This window comes from Peribacillus sp. FSL K6-5616 (genome assembly GCF_038008245.1).
In the GTDB taxonomy this organism is placed as follows: Bacteria; Bacillota; Bacilli; order Bacillales; family DSM-1321; genus Peribacillus; species Peribacillus frigoritolerans.
On the sequence record NZ_JBBOYT010000001.1, the window covers coordinates 1291375 to 1307043 of the forward strand.

The 15669-nt window shown below is 41.6% G+C and carries 14 protein-coding genes; all 14 read left to right on the plus strand.

The genetic code is table 11. From position 1 onward, the window contains the following. Positions 1-49 precede the first annotated feature (49 nt). A complete protein-coding gene (locus MHB45_RS06255) occupies positions 50-1585 on the plus strand; it encodes an ABC transporter ATP-binding protein (RefSeq protein WP_072272736.1) in 1536 nt (511 codons plus the stop codon). Further along, positions 1578-2621, plus strand: a complete 1044-nt coding sequence (locus MHB45_RS06260) for an ABC transporter permease (protein WP_048684732.1) — start codon at positions 1578-1580, stop codon at positions 2619-2621. The genes MHB45_RS06255 and MHB45_RS06260 overlap by 8 nt, the downstream gene beginning before the upstream one ends. Further along, positions 2622-3581, plus strand: coding sequence for an ABC transporter permease (locus MHB45_RS06265; RefSeq protein WP_094246576.1), 960 nt, complete (start codon positions 2622-2624; stop codon positions 3579-3581). It begins immediately after the preceding gene. 211 nt (positions 3582-3792) lie between these two features. After that, positions 3793-5073: an EF-P 5-aminopentanol modification-associated protein YfmF gene (gene yfmF / locus MHB45_RS06270; RefSeq protein ID WP_048684730.1), complete on the plus strand. Its 1281-nt coding sequence runs from the start codon at positions 3793-3795 to the stop codon at positions 5071-5073. Beyond that, positions 5073-6359 (plus strand): EF-P 5-aminopentanol modification-associated protein YfmH, encoded by a 1287-nt coding sequence (gene yfmH, locus MHB45_RS06275; protein ID WP_072272737.1) that lies wholly within the window; start codon positions 5073-5075, stop codon positions 6357-6359. Before yfmF ends, yfmH begins: the two co-directional genes overlap by 1 nt. An 18-nt stretch (positions 6360-6377) precedes the next feature. Then, the gene (gene ymfI, locus MHB45_RS06280; RefSeq protein WP_048684725.1) at positions 6378-7103 is read left to right on the plus strand and encodes an elongation factor P 5-aminopentanone reductase; all 726 of its coding nucleotides are present in this window, start codon (positions 6378-6380) and stop codon (positions 7101-7103) included. Positions 7104-7184: 81 nt separating this feature from the next. After that, the gene (locus tag MHB45_RS06285; protein ID WP_034313532.1) at positions 7185-7442 is read left to right on the plus strand and encodes a DUF3243 domain-containing protein; all 258 of its coding nucleotides are present in this window, start codon (positions 7185-7187) and stop codon (positions 7440-7442) included. Positions 7443-7684: 242 nt separating this feature from the next. Continuing rightward, the gene (locus MHB45_RS06290) at positions 7685-8476 is read left to right on the plus strand and encodes a DUF3388 domain-containing protein (RefSeq protein ID WP_034313530.1); all 792 of its coding nucleotides are present in this window, start codon (positions 7685-7687) and stop codon (positions 8474-8476) included. Positions 8477-8493: 17 nt separating this feature from the next. Beyond that, on the plus strand, positions 8494-9393 hold the full coding sequence (locus MHB45_RS06295) for a helix-turn-helix domain-containing protein (RefSeq protein WP_048684724.1): 900 nt from the start codon (positions 8494-8496) through the stop codon (positions 9391-9393). A 165-nt stretch (positions 9394-9558) separates the two neighbouring features. Continuing rightward, a complete protein-coding gene (gene pgsA, locus MHB45_RS06300) occupies positions 9559-10143 on the plus strand; it encodes a CDP-diacylglycerol--glycerol-3-phosphate 3-phosphatidyltransferase (RefSeq protein ID WP_034313524.1) in 585 nt (194 codons plus the stop codon). Positions 10144-10165: 22 nt separating this feature from the next. Then, a complete protein-coding gene (locus MHB45_RS06305; RefSeq protein WP_340907513.1) occupies positions 10166-11398 on the plus strand; it encodes a competence/damage-inducible protein A in 1233 nt (410 codons plus the stop codon). Positions 11399-11747: 349 nt separating this feature from the next. Further along, entirely contained in the window at positions 11748-12794 is a 1047-nt protein-coding gene (gene recA, locus MHB45_RS06310; protein ID WP_034313522.1) for a recombinase RecA, read from the plus strand. Positions 12795-13147: 353 nt separating this feature from the next. Further along, positions 13148-14707, plus strand: a complete 1560-nt coding sequence (rny, locus tag MHB45_RS06315) for a ribonuclease Y (protein ID WP_034313519.1) — start codon at positions 13148-13150, stop codon at positions 14705-14707. A gap of 151 nt (positions 14708-14858) precedes the next feature. Continuing rightward, complete coding sequence (locus MHB45_RS06320) at positions 14859-15656, plus strand: TIGR00282 family metallophosphoesterase (protein WP_048684720.1); 798 nt, start codon at positions 14859-14861, stop codon at positions 15654-15656. Positions 15657-15669 lie beyond the last annotated feature (13 nt).

The window sequence follows — 15669 nt, forward strand, 5'->3', positions numbered from 1 at the left end:
AATTAAATGATTTAGGAATATTTACACTCATTTTAGGAGTTGATAATACGTGGAATATGTAATTGAGATGCTTAATATCCGTAAGGAATTCCCCGGCATCGTCGCAAATGATAACGTTACACTTCAGGTTAAAAAAGGGGAGATTCACGCATTATTAGGTGAAAATGGCGCGGGTAAATCCACTTTGATGAATGTTTTATTCGGCTTATACCAGCCTGAGCAGGGAGAAATCCGTGTGAATGGCAAGCCAGTCAAGATTACCAGTCCCAACATTGCCAATGATTTAGGGATTGGGATGGTCCATCAGCATTTTATGCTCGTTGACCCTTTTACAGTAACGGAAAATATCATTTTAGGAAAAGAACCATCCAAAGCGGGTAAGATCGATTTAAAAGAAGCGAGCGAGGAAGTTAGGAAACTATCAGAACAATATCAACTTCGTGTTGACCCCTATGCGAAAATTGCCGATATTTCAATAGGGATGCAGCAGCGTGTCGAGATTCTTAAGACGCTTTACCGCGGAGCGGAAATATTGATTTTTGATGAACCGACCGCTGTATTGACTCCTCAAGAAATCAAGGAATTGATTTATATTATGAAAGCCCTTATCAAAGAGGGGAAATCTATCATTTTAATCACACACAAACTTAAGGAAATCATGGAGGTTTGTGACCGGGTAACGGTTATACGCAAAGGGCAAGGAATTGGTACAGTGAATGTCAACGAATCGAATCCTAACGAATTGGCGAGCTTGATGGTCGGTAGGGAAGTTCTATTCAAGACGGAAAAAACGGCCGCTACTCCTTCGGATGTAGTTCTCGAGGTTCAGGAACTGGAAGTCAAGGATTCCCGGGGCGTTTCAGCTGTTCGCAACTTGGATTTAACAGTCCGTGCAGGAGAAATTGTCGGTATTGCCGGTGTAGATGGAAACGGTCAATCCGAACTGATTGAGGCATTGGCTGGCCTAAGGAAGACAACAGCTGGTTCGATAAAGCTAAATGGAAAAGAGATCAGGAATCTGAAGCCGCGTAAAATCACTGAAGCAGGTGTCGGCCATATTCCAGAAGACAGGCATAAGCATGGTTTGGTTCTCGATTACAGCATTGGGGAAAATATTGTCTTGCAAACCTACTATCAAAGGCCTTTCTCAAAAGCCGGTATCTTGAACTCAAAGAAAATATTTGAAAAAGCCCGTTCATTGATCAAAAGCTATGATGTTCGGACTCCGAGTGAATATACCCCGGCAAGGGCTCTTTCCGGCGGGAATCAGCAAAAAGCGATCATCGGACGGGAAGTTGATAGGAACCCGGATTTATTGATTGCCGCACAGCCAACACGCGGGCTTGATGTAGGAGCGATCGAGTTTATCCATAAACGGCTGATTGAACAGCGTGATGCAGGAAAAGCGGTACTTCTCATATCATTTGAATTGGAAGAAATCATGAATGTGAGCGATAGGATTGCCGTTATATACGAAGGGGAAATCGTCGCAATTGTCGATCCGAAAGAAACGACTGAACAGGAGCTTGGCCTTCTAATGGCCGGCAGTAAACGGACGGAAGCAGGTGGAAAACAAAATGTCTAAGTATTTATCTAAATTAACGAGTCCGTTAATAGCAGTTATCCTCGGCTTAGTCGTTGGGGCCATAATCATGTTAGTAAGCGGCTATGACCCAGTTGCCGGCTATGGCTCCATGGTAAATGGAATTATTGGGGATTCTTATTATGTAGGGGAATCCGTGAGGACAATCATCCCTTATATCCTTGCCGGTTTGGCAGTGGCTTTTGCTTTCCGTACGGGCCTATTCAATATCGGTGTAGAAGGGCAATTAATTGTAGGCTGGCTGGCGGCAGTTTGGGTCGGAATCGCTTTTGATCTTCCAAGGATCATCCATTTGCCATTGGCCATCTTAGTTGGTGCAGCTGCTGGGGCATTGTGGGCATTTATCCCTGGTTATTTAAAAGCTAAGTTCCGTGTACATGAAGTAATCGTTTCTATCATGTTGAATTATACAGCTTTATATGTGACGAATTATTTAATTAGGAATGTAATGACTGACAAGCTGGATAAAACAGAAAGAATTGCTGATACAGCATCACTGCGGTCTCCTTTTTTTGAAAGCATTACGGATTTTTCCCGGATGCATTGGGGAATAGTGGTAGCGATTATTTGCGTAATCATCATGTGGTTCCTGCTTGAAAGGACCAAAACCGGCTTTGAACTGAAAGCGGTAGGTTTCAATCAGCACGCGTCCGAGTATGCAGGGATGAGTGTCAATAAGAACATCATACTTTCCATGGTTATTTCAGGTGCTTTTGCAGGACTTGCTGGTGCGATGGAAGGCCTTGGAACTTTCGGTTATGCCGCAGTCAAAGGCGGGTTCACAGGTATGGGCTTTGATGGGATTGCAGTAGCCTTATTAGGGGCGAATACAGCTATTGGTGTTGTGCTTGCAGCCTTATTATTTGGGGGACTGAAAGCCGGGGCCTTAAATATGCCGCTAGAAACCGGAATACCTAGTGAAATTGTGGATATTGTCATAGCATTGATCATTTTCTTCGTCGCTTCCAGTTATTTTATTCGTTGGATTGCCGCTCGATTTAAGAAAGGGGTGAAATAAGTGGATTTTTACCAAGTATTACAAATTATTATTCCATCAATGATAGCTCTAGCTGCTCCACTTATTTTTACTTCACTCGGAGGAGTGTTTTCTGAACGGGCTGGTGTCATAAATATCGGTTTAGAAGGTTTGATGGTCATTGGTGCCTTTACAGGGATTGTTTTTAACTTAATGTTTGCTGATGTATTTGGGGAATGGACTCCTTGGCTTGCAGTCTTAGCGGCAATGATTGCCGGCTTGCTGTTTTCCATTCTGCACGCTGTGGCATGCATTACGTTCAGGGCGGACCAAACGGTTAGTGGGGTAGCCATCAACTTGTTGGCAGTTGGTCTGACCATGTTTTTGGTGAAGTTGATTTTTGACAAAGGTCAAACTGATAGAATCACAGAAACATTCCCAAGGATTGATGTTCCGTTACTAAGTGATATTCCATTTATTGGACCCATCTTTTTCGCAAATGGCTATTACATCGTATATATAGCGATTCTCATATCTTTTGTCGTTTGGTATGTACTTTATAAAACACCATTCGGGTTAAGGATCCGTGCAGTGGGTGAGCACCCAATGGCTGCTGATACGATGGGTGTCAATGTTACGAAAATCCGATATGCCGCCGTTTTATTATCAGGTGCTTTTGGAGGTATCGGCGGAGCGATTTATGCTACCATCTTTTCAAATGAATTCAATCATGCGACAATTAATGGTCAAGGTTTCATGGCCATTGCCGCCATGATTTTTGGTAAGTGGCACCCGATCGGGGCAATGGGAGCAGCTTTATTCTTTGGTTTGGCCCAAAGTTTAAGTATCGTTGGCTCGAGCCTTCCCTTCTTCAAGGATATTCCATCAGTTTACCTCTTGATCGCTCCATATGTTCTGACGATCATTGCGCTAACTGGTTTCATTGGACGTGCTGATGCTCCAAAAGCATCAGGACAGCCATACATCAAAGGGAAAAGATAAGTGTCTAACCGGTCAGCAAACTGTGCTGGCCGGTTTTTTCTTTTGAGATTTGAGCCATAAGTGATGGTGAGCTGGTGAAAAACCAAAAAAAGTAGCTGTTACTTGCATGATTTTTCCTTTCACATGTATATTTTAAGTAGATGTTTAAAAGGGTTCCAATCTACAAACAATAAGCTAATAAAGGTGATTTATATAATGAGGAGGATTATTCATGTCTATTGCTTCCGATACAATTACGGAAAAAAGCGGCTACAAGCTTCATGTGGTCCGGACGGATAAATATAAAACGAATACTCTCGTGCTGAAGATGAAAGCCCCGTTGACAAAAGAGGACGTTACATATCGTGCATTGCTGCCATATGTGTTACAAAGCAATACAAGTAAATATCCTACAACACCTGAGCTTCGATCTTATCTTGATGATTTATATGGAGCAGGGTTTTATGTCGATGTAGCCAAAAAAGGAGAATATCAAATCATAAGTTTTACGATCGATATCGTAAATGAAAAATTCCTTAGTGATTCAACCCCGCTTCTCGAAAAGGCTTTTGGGCTATTATCAGAGGTGATCTTCAATCCGAAGAAAAACGGCGAAGCCTTTGACTCTAAAACGGTTTCCAATGAAATCCGTTCTTTAAAACAGCGGATTCAATCCATTTCCGATGACAAAATGCGATATTCAGCTACACGTCTAGTAGAGGAAATGTGCAAAAACGAACCATATGCTTTAGAAGCGAGCGGTAATCTTCAAGACTTGGAAACGATAACTCCAGAATCCCTATTCGCCTACTATAAAAAAATGCTGTCGGAAGATGAAATCGATTTATATGTAATCGGCGACATCGATGGATCGGAAGTGGAGGCACTGGCTGACAAATATGTGTCGTTGCAAGAACGTGAGCCTGTTAGACTGCCAAGGGAGACGGGTAAGGCAGTGGAGAAGGAAAAAGAAATCATCGAGAATTCGGATGTGAAACAAGGGAAATTGAATATCGGTTATCGAACCCAAGTTGCATACGGTGATCCGGATTATTATGCTCTTCAGCTATTCAATGGGATTTTTGGCGGCTTTTCACATTCCAAACTTTTCATTAATGTCAGGGAGAAAGCCAGCCTTGCTTATTATGCAGCTTCAAGGCTTGAAAGTCATAAAGGACTATTGATGGTCATGGCCGGCATTGAAAATGCCAACTACAAGCAGGCACTGGATATCATTCATGCACAAATGAAGGAAATGAAGCAAGGGAACTTTTCCGATGAAGAACTGGCACAGACAAAGGCGGTCGTTAAGAACCAGCTCCTTGAAACCATTGACGTTTCGAGAGGGCTTGTGGAAATTTTATATCATAATGTGATTTCCGGGCAGGATATATCACTCGACGAGTGGTTTGCAAAAACAGAGCGGACGACAAAGGAAGAAATCATTGCAGTTGGTCAAAAGATCCAGCTTGATACGATTTATTTCCTAACGGAAGCGGAGGTGCAAGGGTAATGGAAAAAATAGCATTCACTCAATTGAAAGAAGAGCTTTTCCATGAAAAAATGGATAATGGTCTCGAAGTATATATTCTTCCGAAAAGCGGGTTCAATAAATCATTTGCAACTTTCACGACGAATTATGGTTCAATCGACAACCATTTCAAACCATTGAATGAAACGGAATTCTCAAAAGTACCAGATGGGATTGCCCATTTTCTTGAACATAAGCTATTTGAAAAGGAAGATGGTGATGTTTTTCAGCAATTTTCAAAGCAGGGAGCATCTGCAAATGCCTTTACCTCTTTCACCCGTACAGCTTATTTATTTTCCAGCACGTCGGATTTCGAGAGGAATCTAACTACCTTAATTGACTTTGTCCAGGATCCTTACTTTTCGGAAAAGACGGTAGAGAAGGAAAAAGGAATCATTGGGCAGGAAATCAACATGTATGATGATAATTCAGACTGGCGTTTATATTTCGGGACTATTGCCAATATGTATCATCAGCATCCAGTGAAAATCGATATTGCCGGTACTGTGGAATCGATTGCAGGTATTACGAAAGATATGCTTTATGAATGTTATAATACGTTTTACCATCCTAGCAACATGCTCCTATTCGTTGTAGGACCGGTAGATGTCGAAAGTACCATGAAACTGATTCGGGATAACCAAAATGATAAAGGATACAACGAACAACCAGCAGTGGAACGTAAATTTGACGAAGAGCCGGAAATCGTTGCCAAGGATAAGGAAGTCTTAAGGATGAATGTCCAGACACCAAAAGTGATGCTGGGCATCAAGGCCATCAACGTAGACCAATCCGGTTTACAGCTTTTGAAAAGGGAATTGGCGACCAATATTTATTTGGAAATGCTGTTTGGCAAGAGTTCGCCTTTGCATGAGGAGCTGTATGAGGAAGGGTTGATCGATCAAAGCTTCTCATATGATTACACACAGGAACAAGGTTTTGGGTTTGCGTTAATTGGCGGGGACAGTGCCAAACCTGATGAGTTGACGGAGTCTTTATTCGGTATCCTGCAAAAATCAAAAGCCGGAACCGGCCTGAATGAAGAAAGCCTGCAAAGGACAATCAAGAAAAAAATCGGTTCTTTCCTCCGTTCCTTGAATTCGCCGGAATATATAGCGAATCAATTCACCAGATATGCATTCAATGATATGAATTTGTTCGATGTTGTATCGGTATTGGAAAAACTAACCATCGAAGATATCAGGGAGGTCGCCAAGGATTTAATATCCGATGAACGGATGACAGTCTGTCAGGTACTTCCGAAATAATATAAAGGGGGCGTGAAAGTGGGGAAACGTTTTGCCCTTATTACAGGAGCCAGTGGAGGAATCGGCAGGGAAATCGCTATAAAGCTCGCCGAGGAGAATTACTCACTTTATTTACATTATAACAGCAATGAAGAAGCGATACTTGCCCTGATTGAAGAACTGAAGCCTCATCAAGTCGAACTTATTCCGATACAAGCGGATTTGGCTGCACCGGACGGCTACAAGAAATTGGCGGAAAATATTTTTGCCCTCCATGCAATCGTCCTTAATAGTGGCAATAGCTATTACGGTCTTATATCTGACATGGATGAGACTATCGTTACTGAAATGGTTCAGCTGCACGTAACGAGCCCTTTCCAATTAACAAAGGAACTGCTTCCAAAGCTAATGTACCAAGAACAGGCTGCCATCGTTGCCGTCACATCGATTTGGGGGCAGACAGGTGCATCTTGTGAAGTATTATATTCAATGGTCAAAGGCAGCCAAAATGCTTTTATCAAGGCACTTAGCAAAGAAGTATCGCTTAATGGAATCCGGGTGAATGCCGTTGCCCCCGGTGCGATTTCCACTTCCATGCTCGAATCTTTCAGTGCAGAAGATCTGGAAATCATCAAAGGCGATATCCCGATGGGCAGGATGGGGCATTCCAAAGAAGTCGCGGAGGCCGTATACTATTTGCTTTCCGACAAGTCGTCCTATATAACCGGGCAGATTTTAGGTGTAAATGGCGGATGGTACACATGATTTTTTTTAAAGACATGTATAATTTCCTCGGTTCCTTCACAAAATATCTTTGTACTATTTTGAAGGAAAGGGTGACCATTCATGTCTGTACTGGACAATTGGGATCAATGGAAAAACTTCTTAGGCGACAGATTACATCAAGGTGAACAACAAGGCTTGTCAGAAGGCGCTGTTAACAACTTGGCTTACGAAATCGGTGATTACCTAGCTAATCAGGTTGAGCCCCAGAATGATCAAGAGAAAGTGCTTGCTGATCTTTGGTCAGTCGCAAGCGATCAAGAAAAACATGCCATGGCAAGTGTCATGGTCAAGTTAGTCGAGAACAATGGAACAAAGTAAAATATCAATCCAAAGGCCCTGTTATTAATTAACAGGGCCTTTTGGATTCTAGGGGGATGACTATTTGTCCTCTTATATAAAAATGAATACTTTTATAGGGTTTTTCCTTTTAACTTATCACGAAATGCTATATTATAGAAGCTAGACAATTAATATTAAAGTGTTCAGACCTTGAAATTTACGATGGATAAGTTTTTTGCCCATGATTAGGGCAAAAGCTTTTAGGCTTAAGGAGTGTTATCGTGGATAATAAAGAATGGTATTTTGAATATGAAATTCAAGTCAACCGTCCTGGTTTATTAGGGGATATTTCATCCCTTCTGGGTATGCTTTCCATTAATATCATCACCATTAACGGGGTAGATGAAGGCAGGCGTGGGTTACTTTTGTTGGCCAAAGACAGCCGTAATATAGAAAGATTCGAGTCAATTCTCCGTACGATGGATACGATAAAGGTCATTAAGCTTAGGGAACCTAAATTACGTGATCGCCTCGCAGTCAGGCATGGACGCTATATTCAGCGCGATGCCGATGAGAAAAACACCTTTAGGTTTGTTCGTGATGAACTAGGCTTGCTTGTCGATTTCCTGGCCGAGCTATTTAAACAGGAAGGTCATAAATTGATCGGGATCCGAGGGATGCCCCGTGTCGGAAAAACTGAATCTATCGTAGCATCGAGTGTTTGTGCTAATAAGAGATGGTTGTTTGTGTCATCGACCCTTTTAAAGCAGACTATCCGCAGCCAGCTTATTGAGGATGAATATAATAATGATAATTTGTTCATTTTAGATGGAATTGTTTCCACTCGCCGTGCAAATGAGCGTCATTGGCAGTTGATTCGTGAAATAATGAGGCTTGATGCTGTCAAAGTAATCGAACATCCGGATGTTTTTGTCCAAAATACGGAGTATACCCTCGAAGACTTTGATTATATTATTGAATTGAGAAACAATCCTGAAGAAGAAATAACATATGAAGTTGTCGACCAAAAAGACCAGTTTTCAGGGTCCGATTTTGGTTCCTTTGACTTTTAAAATGGCAGGTGTTTTATTTGACTGAATTGGGTAATCGATTAAAGGAAGCTAGGGAAGCCAAAGGTCTTAGCCTAGAAGATTTGCAGGAATTAACAAAGATCCAAAAGCGTTACCTCATTGGCATTGAAGAAGGAAATTACAGTATGATGCCTGGAAAGTTCTATGTACGGGCATTCATAAAGCAATATTGTGAAGCGGTCGGACTGGATCCAGAAGAGATTTTCGAACAATATAAGAATGAAATACCATCGGTCTATAGTGAGGAATTGCCAGAACAGCTTTCACGGGTCCAATCCCGGAAAACCATTCCGGCAGGAGATTCAAAGGTTGTGGAAATGTTACCGAGGATCCTGGCTGTCGTTTTAGTCATTGGTGCGGCCGTTTTGATATGGGTACTGGTATCGAATTATATGAGTAACCCAGATAATGATGATAAAAAGAACGCTAAAGAGAATGAAGCTGTGGGCTACAATAAAAGTGATGGGTTTAACGAAGAAAAAGAGAATGCAGACAAAAAACAGGATGAAGAAAAATCTGAGTCATCTGACGAGAAGAATGAAGATGATGCTGTTGTCAAAGATGAAAAGAAAGAGCAAAATCTTGCCGTCACAAGTTCCAGCGGTAAAAATAGTACGTATGAATTAAAAAATACCGATACTTTTAAATTAAAGGTGACCTCCAAAGGCTCACCATGGGTCGGCATAAAAAATGGTGAAGGTAAATTACTTTTCCAGGGCACTATCGAAAAGGACAAAAGCCAGGAAATTGATTTTACCAATGAAAAAGAAGCTGTCATCAATATAGGCAGGGCATATGAAACTGAGATTTATGTGAATGATGAGAAGCTGGAGTATTCCATTTCACCGACTGAAGTGAATACGCAATTGGTTACGATACAATTTACGAAAGCCGAATAGTCATCTTATAGATGACTATTTTTGCTCTATATAATAGTAAGGCGGCGGGAAATGGTTCACCCGGCATATAAGATTGGATTTTGAGTTAAATTATACATATAAGCATTATTTTAGATCTAAGACGCATTGCCCAAATGGCAGGCGTAAATTTTGGAGGTAAAAGTTTTGAATCTGCCTAATAAGATTACAGTAGCAAGAATCTGTTTAATACCAGTATTTTTAATCATCATGCTCGTTCCTTTTTCATGGGGGACACTGACTTGGGGAGAATACAGCTTGCCAGTGGCACACCTGGCTGGAGCCATCCTCTTTATAATCGCTTCCACTACGGATTGGATCGATGGCCATTTTGCCAGAAAATATAATATGATTACTGATTTAGGGAAATTTTTAGATCCATTGGCAGATAAACTTCTGGTTTCGGCTGCCTTAATCGTTTTGGTTGATCTAGATTTAATGTACGGTCAATCTTGGATTGCCATCGTGATCATAAGTCGCGAGTTTGCAGTCACTGGATTGCGTTTGGTGTTAGCGGGTACAGGGGAAGTGGTTGCAGCGAACCAGCTAGGTAAAATTAAAACATGGGCACAAATTGTTTCTATTTCGGCTTTATTGCTGCATAACCTTCCATTTGCCCTCATTTCACTTCCATTTGCCAATATCGCATTATGGATTGCATTAATCTTTACAATCTGGTCAGGTTTGGATTATTTTATAAAAAACAAAGAAGTATTTGTTAATTCAAAGTAAAACGAATGGTGGTTTTGAAAAGATGGATGCAGAAATCATTGCAGTGGGTTCAGAGCTTCTTTTAGGTCAAATCAATAACACTAATGGAAGATTCTTATCGCAGCAGTTTGCGGAAATGGGAATCAACGTTTTTTACCATACTGTGGTCGGAGATAACGACCGCCGATTACAACAAGCTATAGAAATCGCTGAATCGAGGGCGAACTTGATTGTTTTTACCGGTGGGCTTGGTCCTACCAAAGATGACTTAACGAAAGAAACGATTGCTCGCCATATCGGGAAAAAGCTCGTTTTTAATGATGAAGCTTTGCAATCCATTGAAGCTTACTTCCAAAAACGGGAACGGCCGATGACGGAAAACAACAAAAAGCAGGCCCTTGTCTTGGAAGGCAGTGAAGTGTTGGCAAACGATCATGGCATGGCCCCGGGAATGGTTTTGTCCAAATCTGGGATTACATATATGCTCCTGCCTGGACCACCAAGTGAAATGGAGCCGATGTTTTTAAGTTATGGTTATGAAAAAATCATGAATAAATTGGAAAAGCATGAACGGATCGATTCCAAGGTTCTTCGGTTCTACGGTATAGGTGAAGCCGAACTGGAAACGGTGATTGAAGATCTCCTTGTCAATCAAACGAATCCGACAATCGCTCCGCTTGCAGCCGAAGGGGAAGTGACGTTAAGGATCACCGCCAAAGGCCCTTCTAAAGAAAAATGCGAAGAACTTATTTTAGAAACGGAAAAAGAAATTCTTAGCCGGGTCGGAAAGTTCCATTATGGAAGTGATAATACTTCTCTAATAAAGGAACTTGTAAAAGAATTAACGGTCCGCAAGCTTTCAATCGCGGCAGCTGAAAGCTTGACCGGGGGGATGTTCCAAGAACAGCTGACAACCATCCCGGGCGCCGGTAAAGTCTTTAAGGGCGGAATGGTCTGCTATACGAATGATGCGAAGTCCAATGTCCTCGGCGTCAGTCATGATACCATATCTGAGTATGGGGTGGTCAGCGGTGAGTGTGCAATGGAAATGGCCTCTAATGTCCGGAGTAAGCTCGATGCGGATGTAGGCATAAGCTTTACGGGTGTTGCGGGGCCGGACGAACAAGAAGGCAAGCCTGTAGGTACAGTATTTATTGGCATTTCCTATCGGGATGGAAACACTCACTTCAAGGAGTTGAATCTTTCCGGAAGCAGGGCGCAAAACCGTATTCGGAGTGTGAAGTACGGCTGTCATTACCTATTAAGGGATTTATAAACGCCATAAGCAGAGCTTTTTTACAGCTCTGCTTTTTATTTGGTTTTAGAAGTTTGTTTCTTGAAAAATAGGGAAAAAAGAAAAAAGTTAATTCAATGAAAATGTTTTTTTTTAGGGAGTAAGTGAAGCGAAATGGAGATTTCCTTAAGCTAAAACGCTTTTTTACAAAGAATATCCCGAAAGAAAAAAACGAATGAATGTTCGACTTTTTGCTTGGCAAAATAGTAAAAAGAGTATATAGTAAAGATAGGTTTTGAGACAGGGTACAAACCTTGATCTCGAATAATTGCTAACGTAAGTACACCTTTAATCGGACAGCCGATTAGTTGAATATAGAGGAGGAAATTGAGTGAGTGATCGTCAAGCGGCTTTAGATATGGCGTTAAAACAAATTGAGAAACAATTTGGTAAAGGTTCGATTATGAAACTTGGGGAACAGACTGATCGTAGGATTTCAACGATCTCAAGCGGTTCTTTAGCATTGGACGTAGCGTTGGGAGTGGGCGGATATCCAAGAGGCCGGGTCATTGAGATATATGGACCTGAAAGCTCCGGTAAAACGACTGTAGCATTACATGCCATTGCAGAGGTACAAAAGACTGGCGGGACGGCTGCATTCATTGATGCCGAGCATGCTTTAGATCCAGCATATTCAGAAAAACTTGGTGTGAATATCGATGAGTTACTGCTTTCACAGCCTGATACGGGTGAACAAGCCTTAGAGATTGCTGAAGCGTTAGTTCGAAGCGGAGCGGTAGATATCATTGTCATTGACTCGGTGGCAGCACTTGTTCCTAAAGCTGAAATCGAAGGCGAAATGGGAGATTCCCATATGGGTCTCCAAGCCCGGATGATGTCTCAGGCACTTAGAAAACTGTCTGGTTCCATTAATAAATCAAATACCATTGCCATTTTCATTAACCAAGTCCGTGAAAAAATCGGTGTTATGTTTGGGAATCCAGAAACGACTCCGGGAGGCCGGGCATTGAAGTTCTATTCAACTGTTCGTCTGGAAGTGCGCCGTGCGGAGCAATTAAAACAAGGTAATGAAATCGTGGGTAATAAAACGAAAATCAAAGTTGTAAAAAACAAGGTTGCTCCACCATTCCGCCAAGCAGAAGTTGACATCATGTATGGTCAAGGGATTTCACAGGAAGGTGAAATCATCGATATGGGTGCAGACCTTGATATCGTCCTTAAAAGCGGCTCATGGTATTCATACAATGAAGAGCGTGTCGGACAAGGCCGTGAAAATGCGAAGCTGTTCCTGAAAGAAAATCAGGATATCGCTCAGGAAATTTCTCAGAAAATCAGAGATCACTATAATCTTGATGGAGAGCATGAATTACCACCAGAAGAAAATGAAACAGAAGAGCATTTTGAATTGCTTGATTAATGATATTTGGAAAAGGCCTAAGCTTATTCGCTTAGGCCTTTTATGTATATTTTAAGAAAAATGCGAAATTTCCAGCGGATTAAATGGCATTGTAATCAGATTTACAGACTTCTTCCATAATGAATGCTGTACATTATGATGGTTAATATTAAGAAAACTTGAATAATCATTGATACATAAGGGACAAACGCTTGACAATAAAAATTCTCAACTATACAATTAATATGTATATTTTACAATTTTTCAAACTAAAATTTTGAAAATTAAGTGCTGTATATTGAATTTATGTGCAATGTACTTGCCGACAGTTCAACATTTTATGTAAAAAGTTCATAGCAAGGGGAGGTGAAACGATGGAACCCATGACAATCATCTTCACTTTGCTTGGCCTAATCGTCGGTGCAGTTGTTGGTTATTTTATTCACAAATCAAAATTTGAGAGTAGAATAGCAGGGGCAAAGGGCTCTGCAGAACACATCCTTGAGGATGCAAAACGTGAAGCGGAAGCACTTAAGAAAGAAGCCTTGTTGGAAGCAAAAGATGAAATTCATAAAGTTCGTGCCGATTCGGATCGGGAAGCCCGTGAAAGAAGGAACGAATTACAAAAACAAGAAAATCGGTTATTGCAAAGAGAAGAGAATCTGGACCGTAAGGATGAAACGTTAGACAAACGTGAGAGCCTTTTGGAGAAAAAAGATGATTCTCTAAACCAAAGACAACAGCATATTGAAGAGATGGAAAGCAAAGTGGAAGAGATGGTTCGTAAGCAGCAAACAGAGCTTGAACGTGTTTCCGGTTTAACTCGTGAAGAGGCTAAAGCAATCATTATAGACCGAATGGAAAACGAGCTTGCTCACGATGTAGCGCTTATGATTAAAGAAAGTGATACCCGTGCCAAAGAAGAAGCTGATAAAAAAGCAAAAGAAGTCCTTTCTCTTGCCATTCAGCGTTGTGCGGCTGATCATGTTGCAGAGACCACCGTTTCTGTAGTAAATCTTCCAAACGATGAAATGAAAGGACGGATAATCGGACGTGAAGGACGAAATATCCGGACGTTAGAAACGCTAACAGGTATTGACCTTATTATTGATGATACTCCTGAAGCTGTCATTTTATCTGGATTCGATCCAATTAGACGGGAAACGGCACGCTTGGCTCTTGAGAAACTTGTTCAGGACGGACGGATCCATCCGGCTCGCATTGAAGAAATGGTTGACAAAGCAAGACGTGAGGTAGATGAACATATTCGTGAAATTGGTGAACAAACTACTTTTGAAGTTGGAGTTCACGGTCTCCATCCAGATCTCATCAAAATACTAGGACGTTTGAAATTCCGTACCAGTTATGGGCAAAACGTACTTAAACATTCAATTGAAGTGGCCCAGCTTTCAGGTTTACTGGCCGCTGAGCTTGGTGAGGATGAAGTTCTTGCCCGCCGTGCAGGTTTATTGCATGATATTGGGAAAGCGATCGATCATGAAGTGGAAGGCAGTCACGTTGAAATTGGCGTTGAATTAGCAACCAAATATAAAGAGCATCCAACTGTCATTAACAGCATCGCTTCACATCATGGCGATACGGAACCAACTTCCATCATTTCAGTGCTTGTGGCTGCCGCTGATGCATTATCAGCTGCAAGACCGGGAGCAAGAAGTGAAACGCTTGAAAATTACATTAGAAGACTTGAAAAGCTTGAGGAAATTTCCGAGTCCTATGATGGAGTGGAAAAATCTTTTGCGATTCAAGCCGGACGAGAAGTGCGGATTCTAGTGAAACCAGAACAAATCGATGATCTTTCGGCACATCGACTCGCACGTGATATCCGGAAAAGGATTGAAGAAGAGCTCGATTACCCAGGTCATATAAAAGTCACGGTCATCCGTGAAACAAGAGCAGTTGAATATGCCAAATAATTGTTAGTGAAAGACGAAGTGGTGCAAACCACTTCGTTTTTTCTTTTTCGATATGAATCGTTAAGCGTAATTCTTATAATTACCCCAAATTATGTTACAATACATACTTGAATAATTCATATAATTAGGTGAATCCAGAAAGGGTTTTACAATGAAATTGCTATTTATAGGGGATGTAGTGGGATCTCCAGGTCGTGACATGATCCAAGAATACCTTCCTAAGTTAAAAGAAAAGTATCGTCCGCATATCACGGTCATCAATGGCGAGAATGCAGCAAGTGGCCGGGGGATTACAGAAAAGATTTACCGCAGTTTTTTAGAGTGGGGAGCGCAGGCAGTGACCATGGGAAACCATACCTGGGATAATCGAGATATTTTCAATTTTATTGATGAAGCGAAATATCTTGTCCGTCCAGCAAACTTTCCTGAAGGGGTACCCGGAGAAGGCATGAAATTTTTAAAATTGAACCAGCATGAAATAGCGGTCATCAATTTGCAAGCGAGAACGTTCATGCCGGATTTGGACTGTCCGTTCAAAAAGGCGGAAGAACTTGTGGCGGAGGCTCGAAAAAAGACACCGATCATCTTTGTCGATTTTCATGGAGAAGCTACAAGTGAAAAGCAAGCTATGGGGTGGTTCCTGGATGGTAAGGTTACAGCCGTTGTTGGTACACATACGCACGTCCAGACAGCCGATAACCGTATATTACCTGCAGGCACCGCTTACATATCAGATGTAGGCATGACAGGACCATATGATGCCATCCTTGGTATGGAAAGAGAGGCAGTCATCCATCGGTTCCTGACCAGCCTGCCAGTTCGTTTCGAAGTCCCAAAAGAGGGACGGACCCTATTAAGTGGGGTTCTCCTTGAAATTGATGAGAAAACTGGCAAGGCAAAGAAGATAGAAAGGATCCTGATTAACGAAGATCATCCCTTTTACCATTGATTCGAACGGATGG

Coding starts and splice junctions, on each gene's coding strand:
- MHB45_RS06260 (WP_048684732.1), top strand. CDS start 1,578: ATGTCTAAGTATTTATCTAAATTAACGAGTCCGTTAATAGCAGTTATC.
- yfmF (WP_048684730.1), top strand. CDS start 3,793: ATGTCTATTGCTTCCGATACAATTACGGAAAAAAGCGGCTACAAGCTT.
- yfmH (WP_072272737.1), top strand. CDS start 5,073: ATGGAAAAAATAGCATTCACTCAATTGAAAGAAGAGCTTTTCCATGAA.
- MHB45_RS06285 (WP_034313532.1), top strand. CDS start 7,185: ATGTCTGTACTGGACAATTGGGATCAATGGAAAAACTTCTTAGGCGAC.
- MHB45_RS06305 (WP_340907513.1), top strand. CDS start 10,166: ATGGATGCAGAAATCATTGCAGTGGGTTCAGAGCTTCTTTTAGGTCAA.
- rny (WP_034313519.1), top strand. CDS start 13,148: ATGGAACCCATGACAATCATCTTCACTTTGCTTGGCCTAATCGTCGGT.
- MHB45_RS06320 (WP_048684720.1), top strand. CDS start 14,859: ATGAAATTGCTATTTATAGGGGATGTAGTGGGATCTCCAGGTCGTGAC.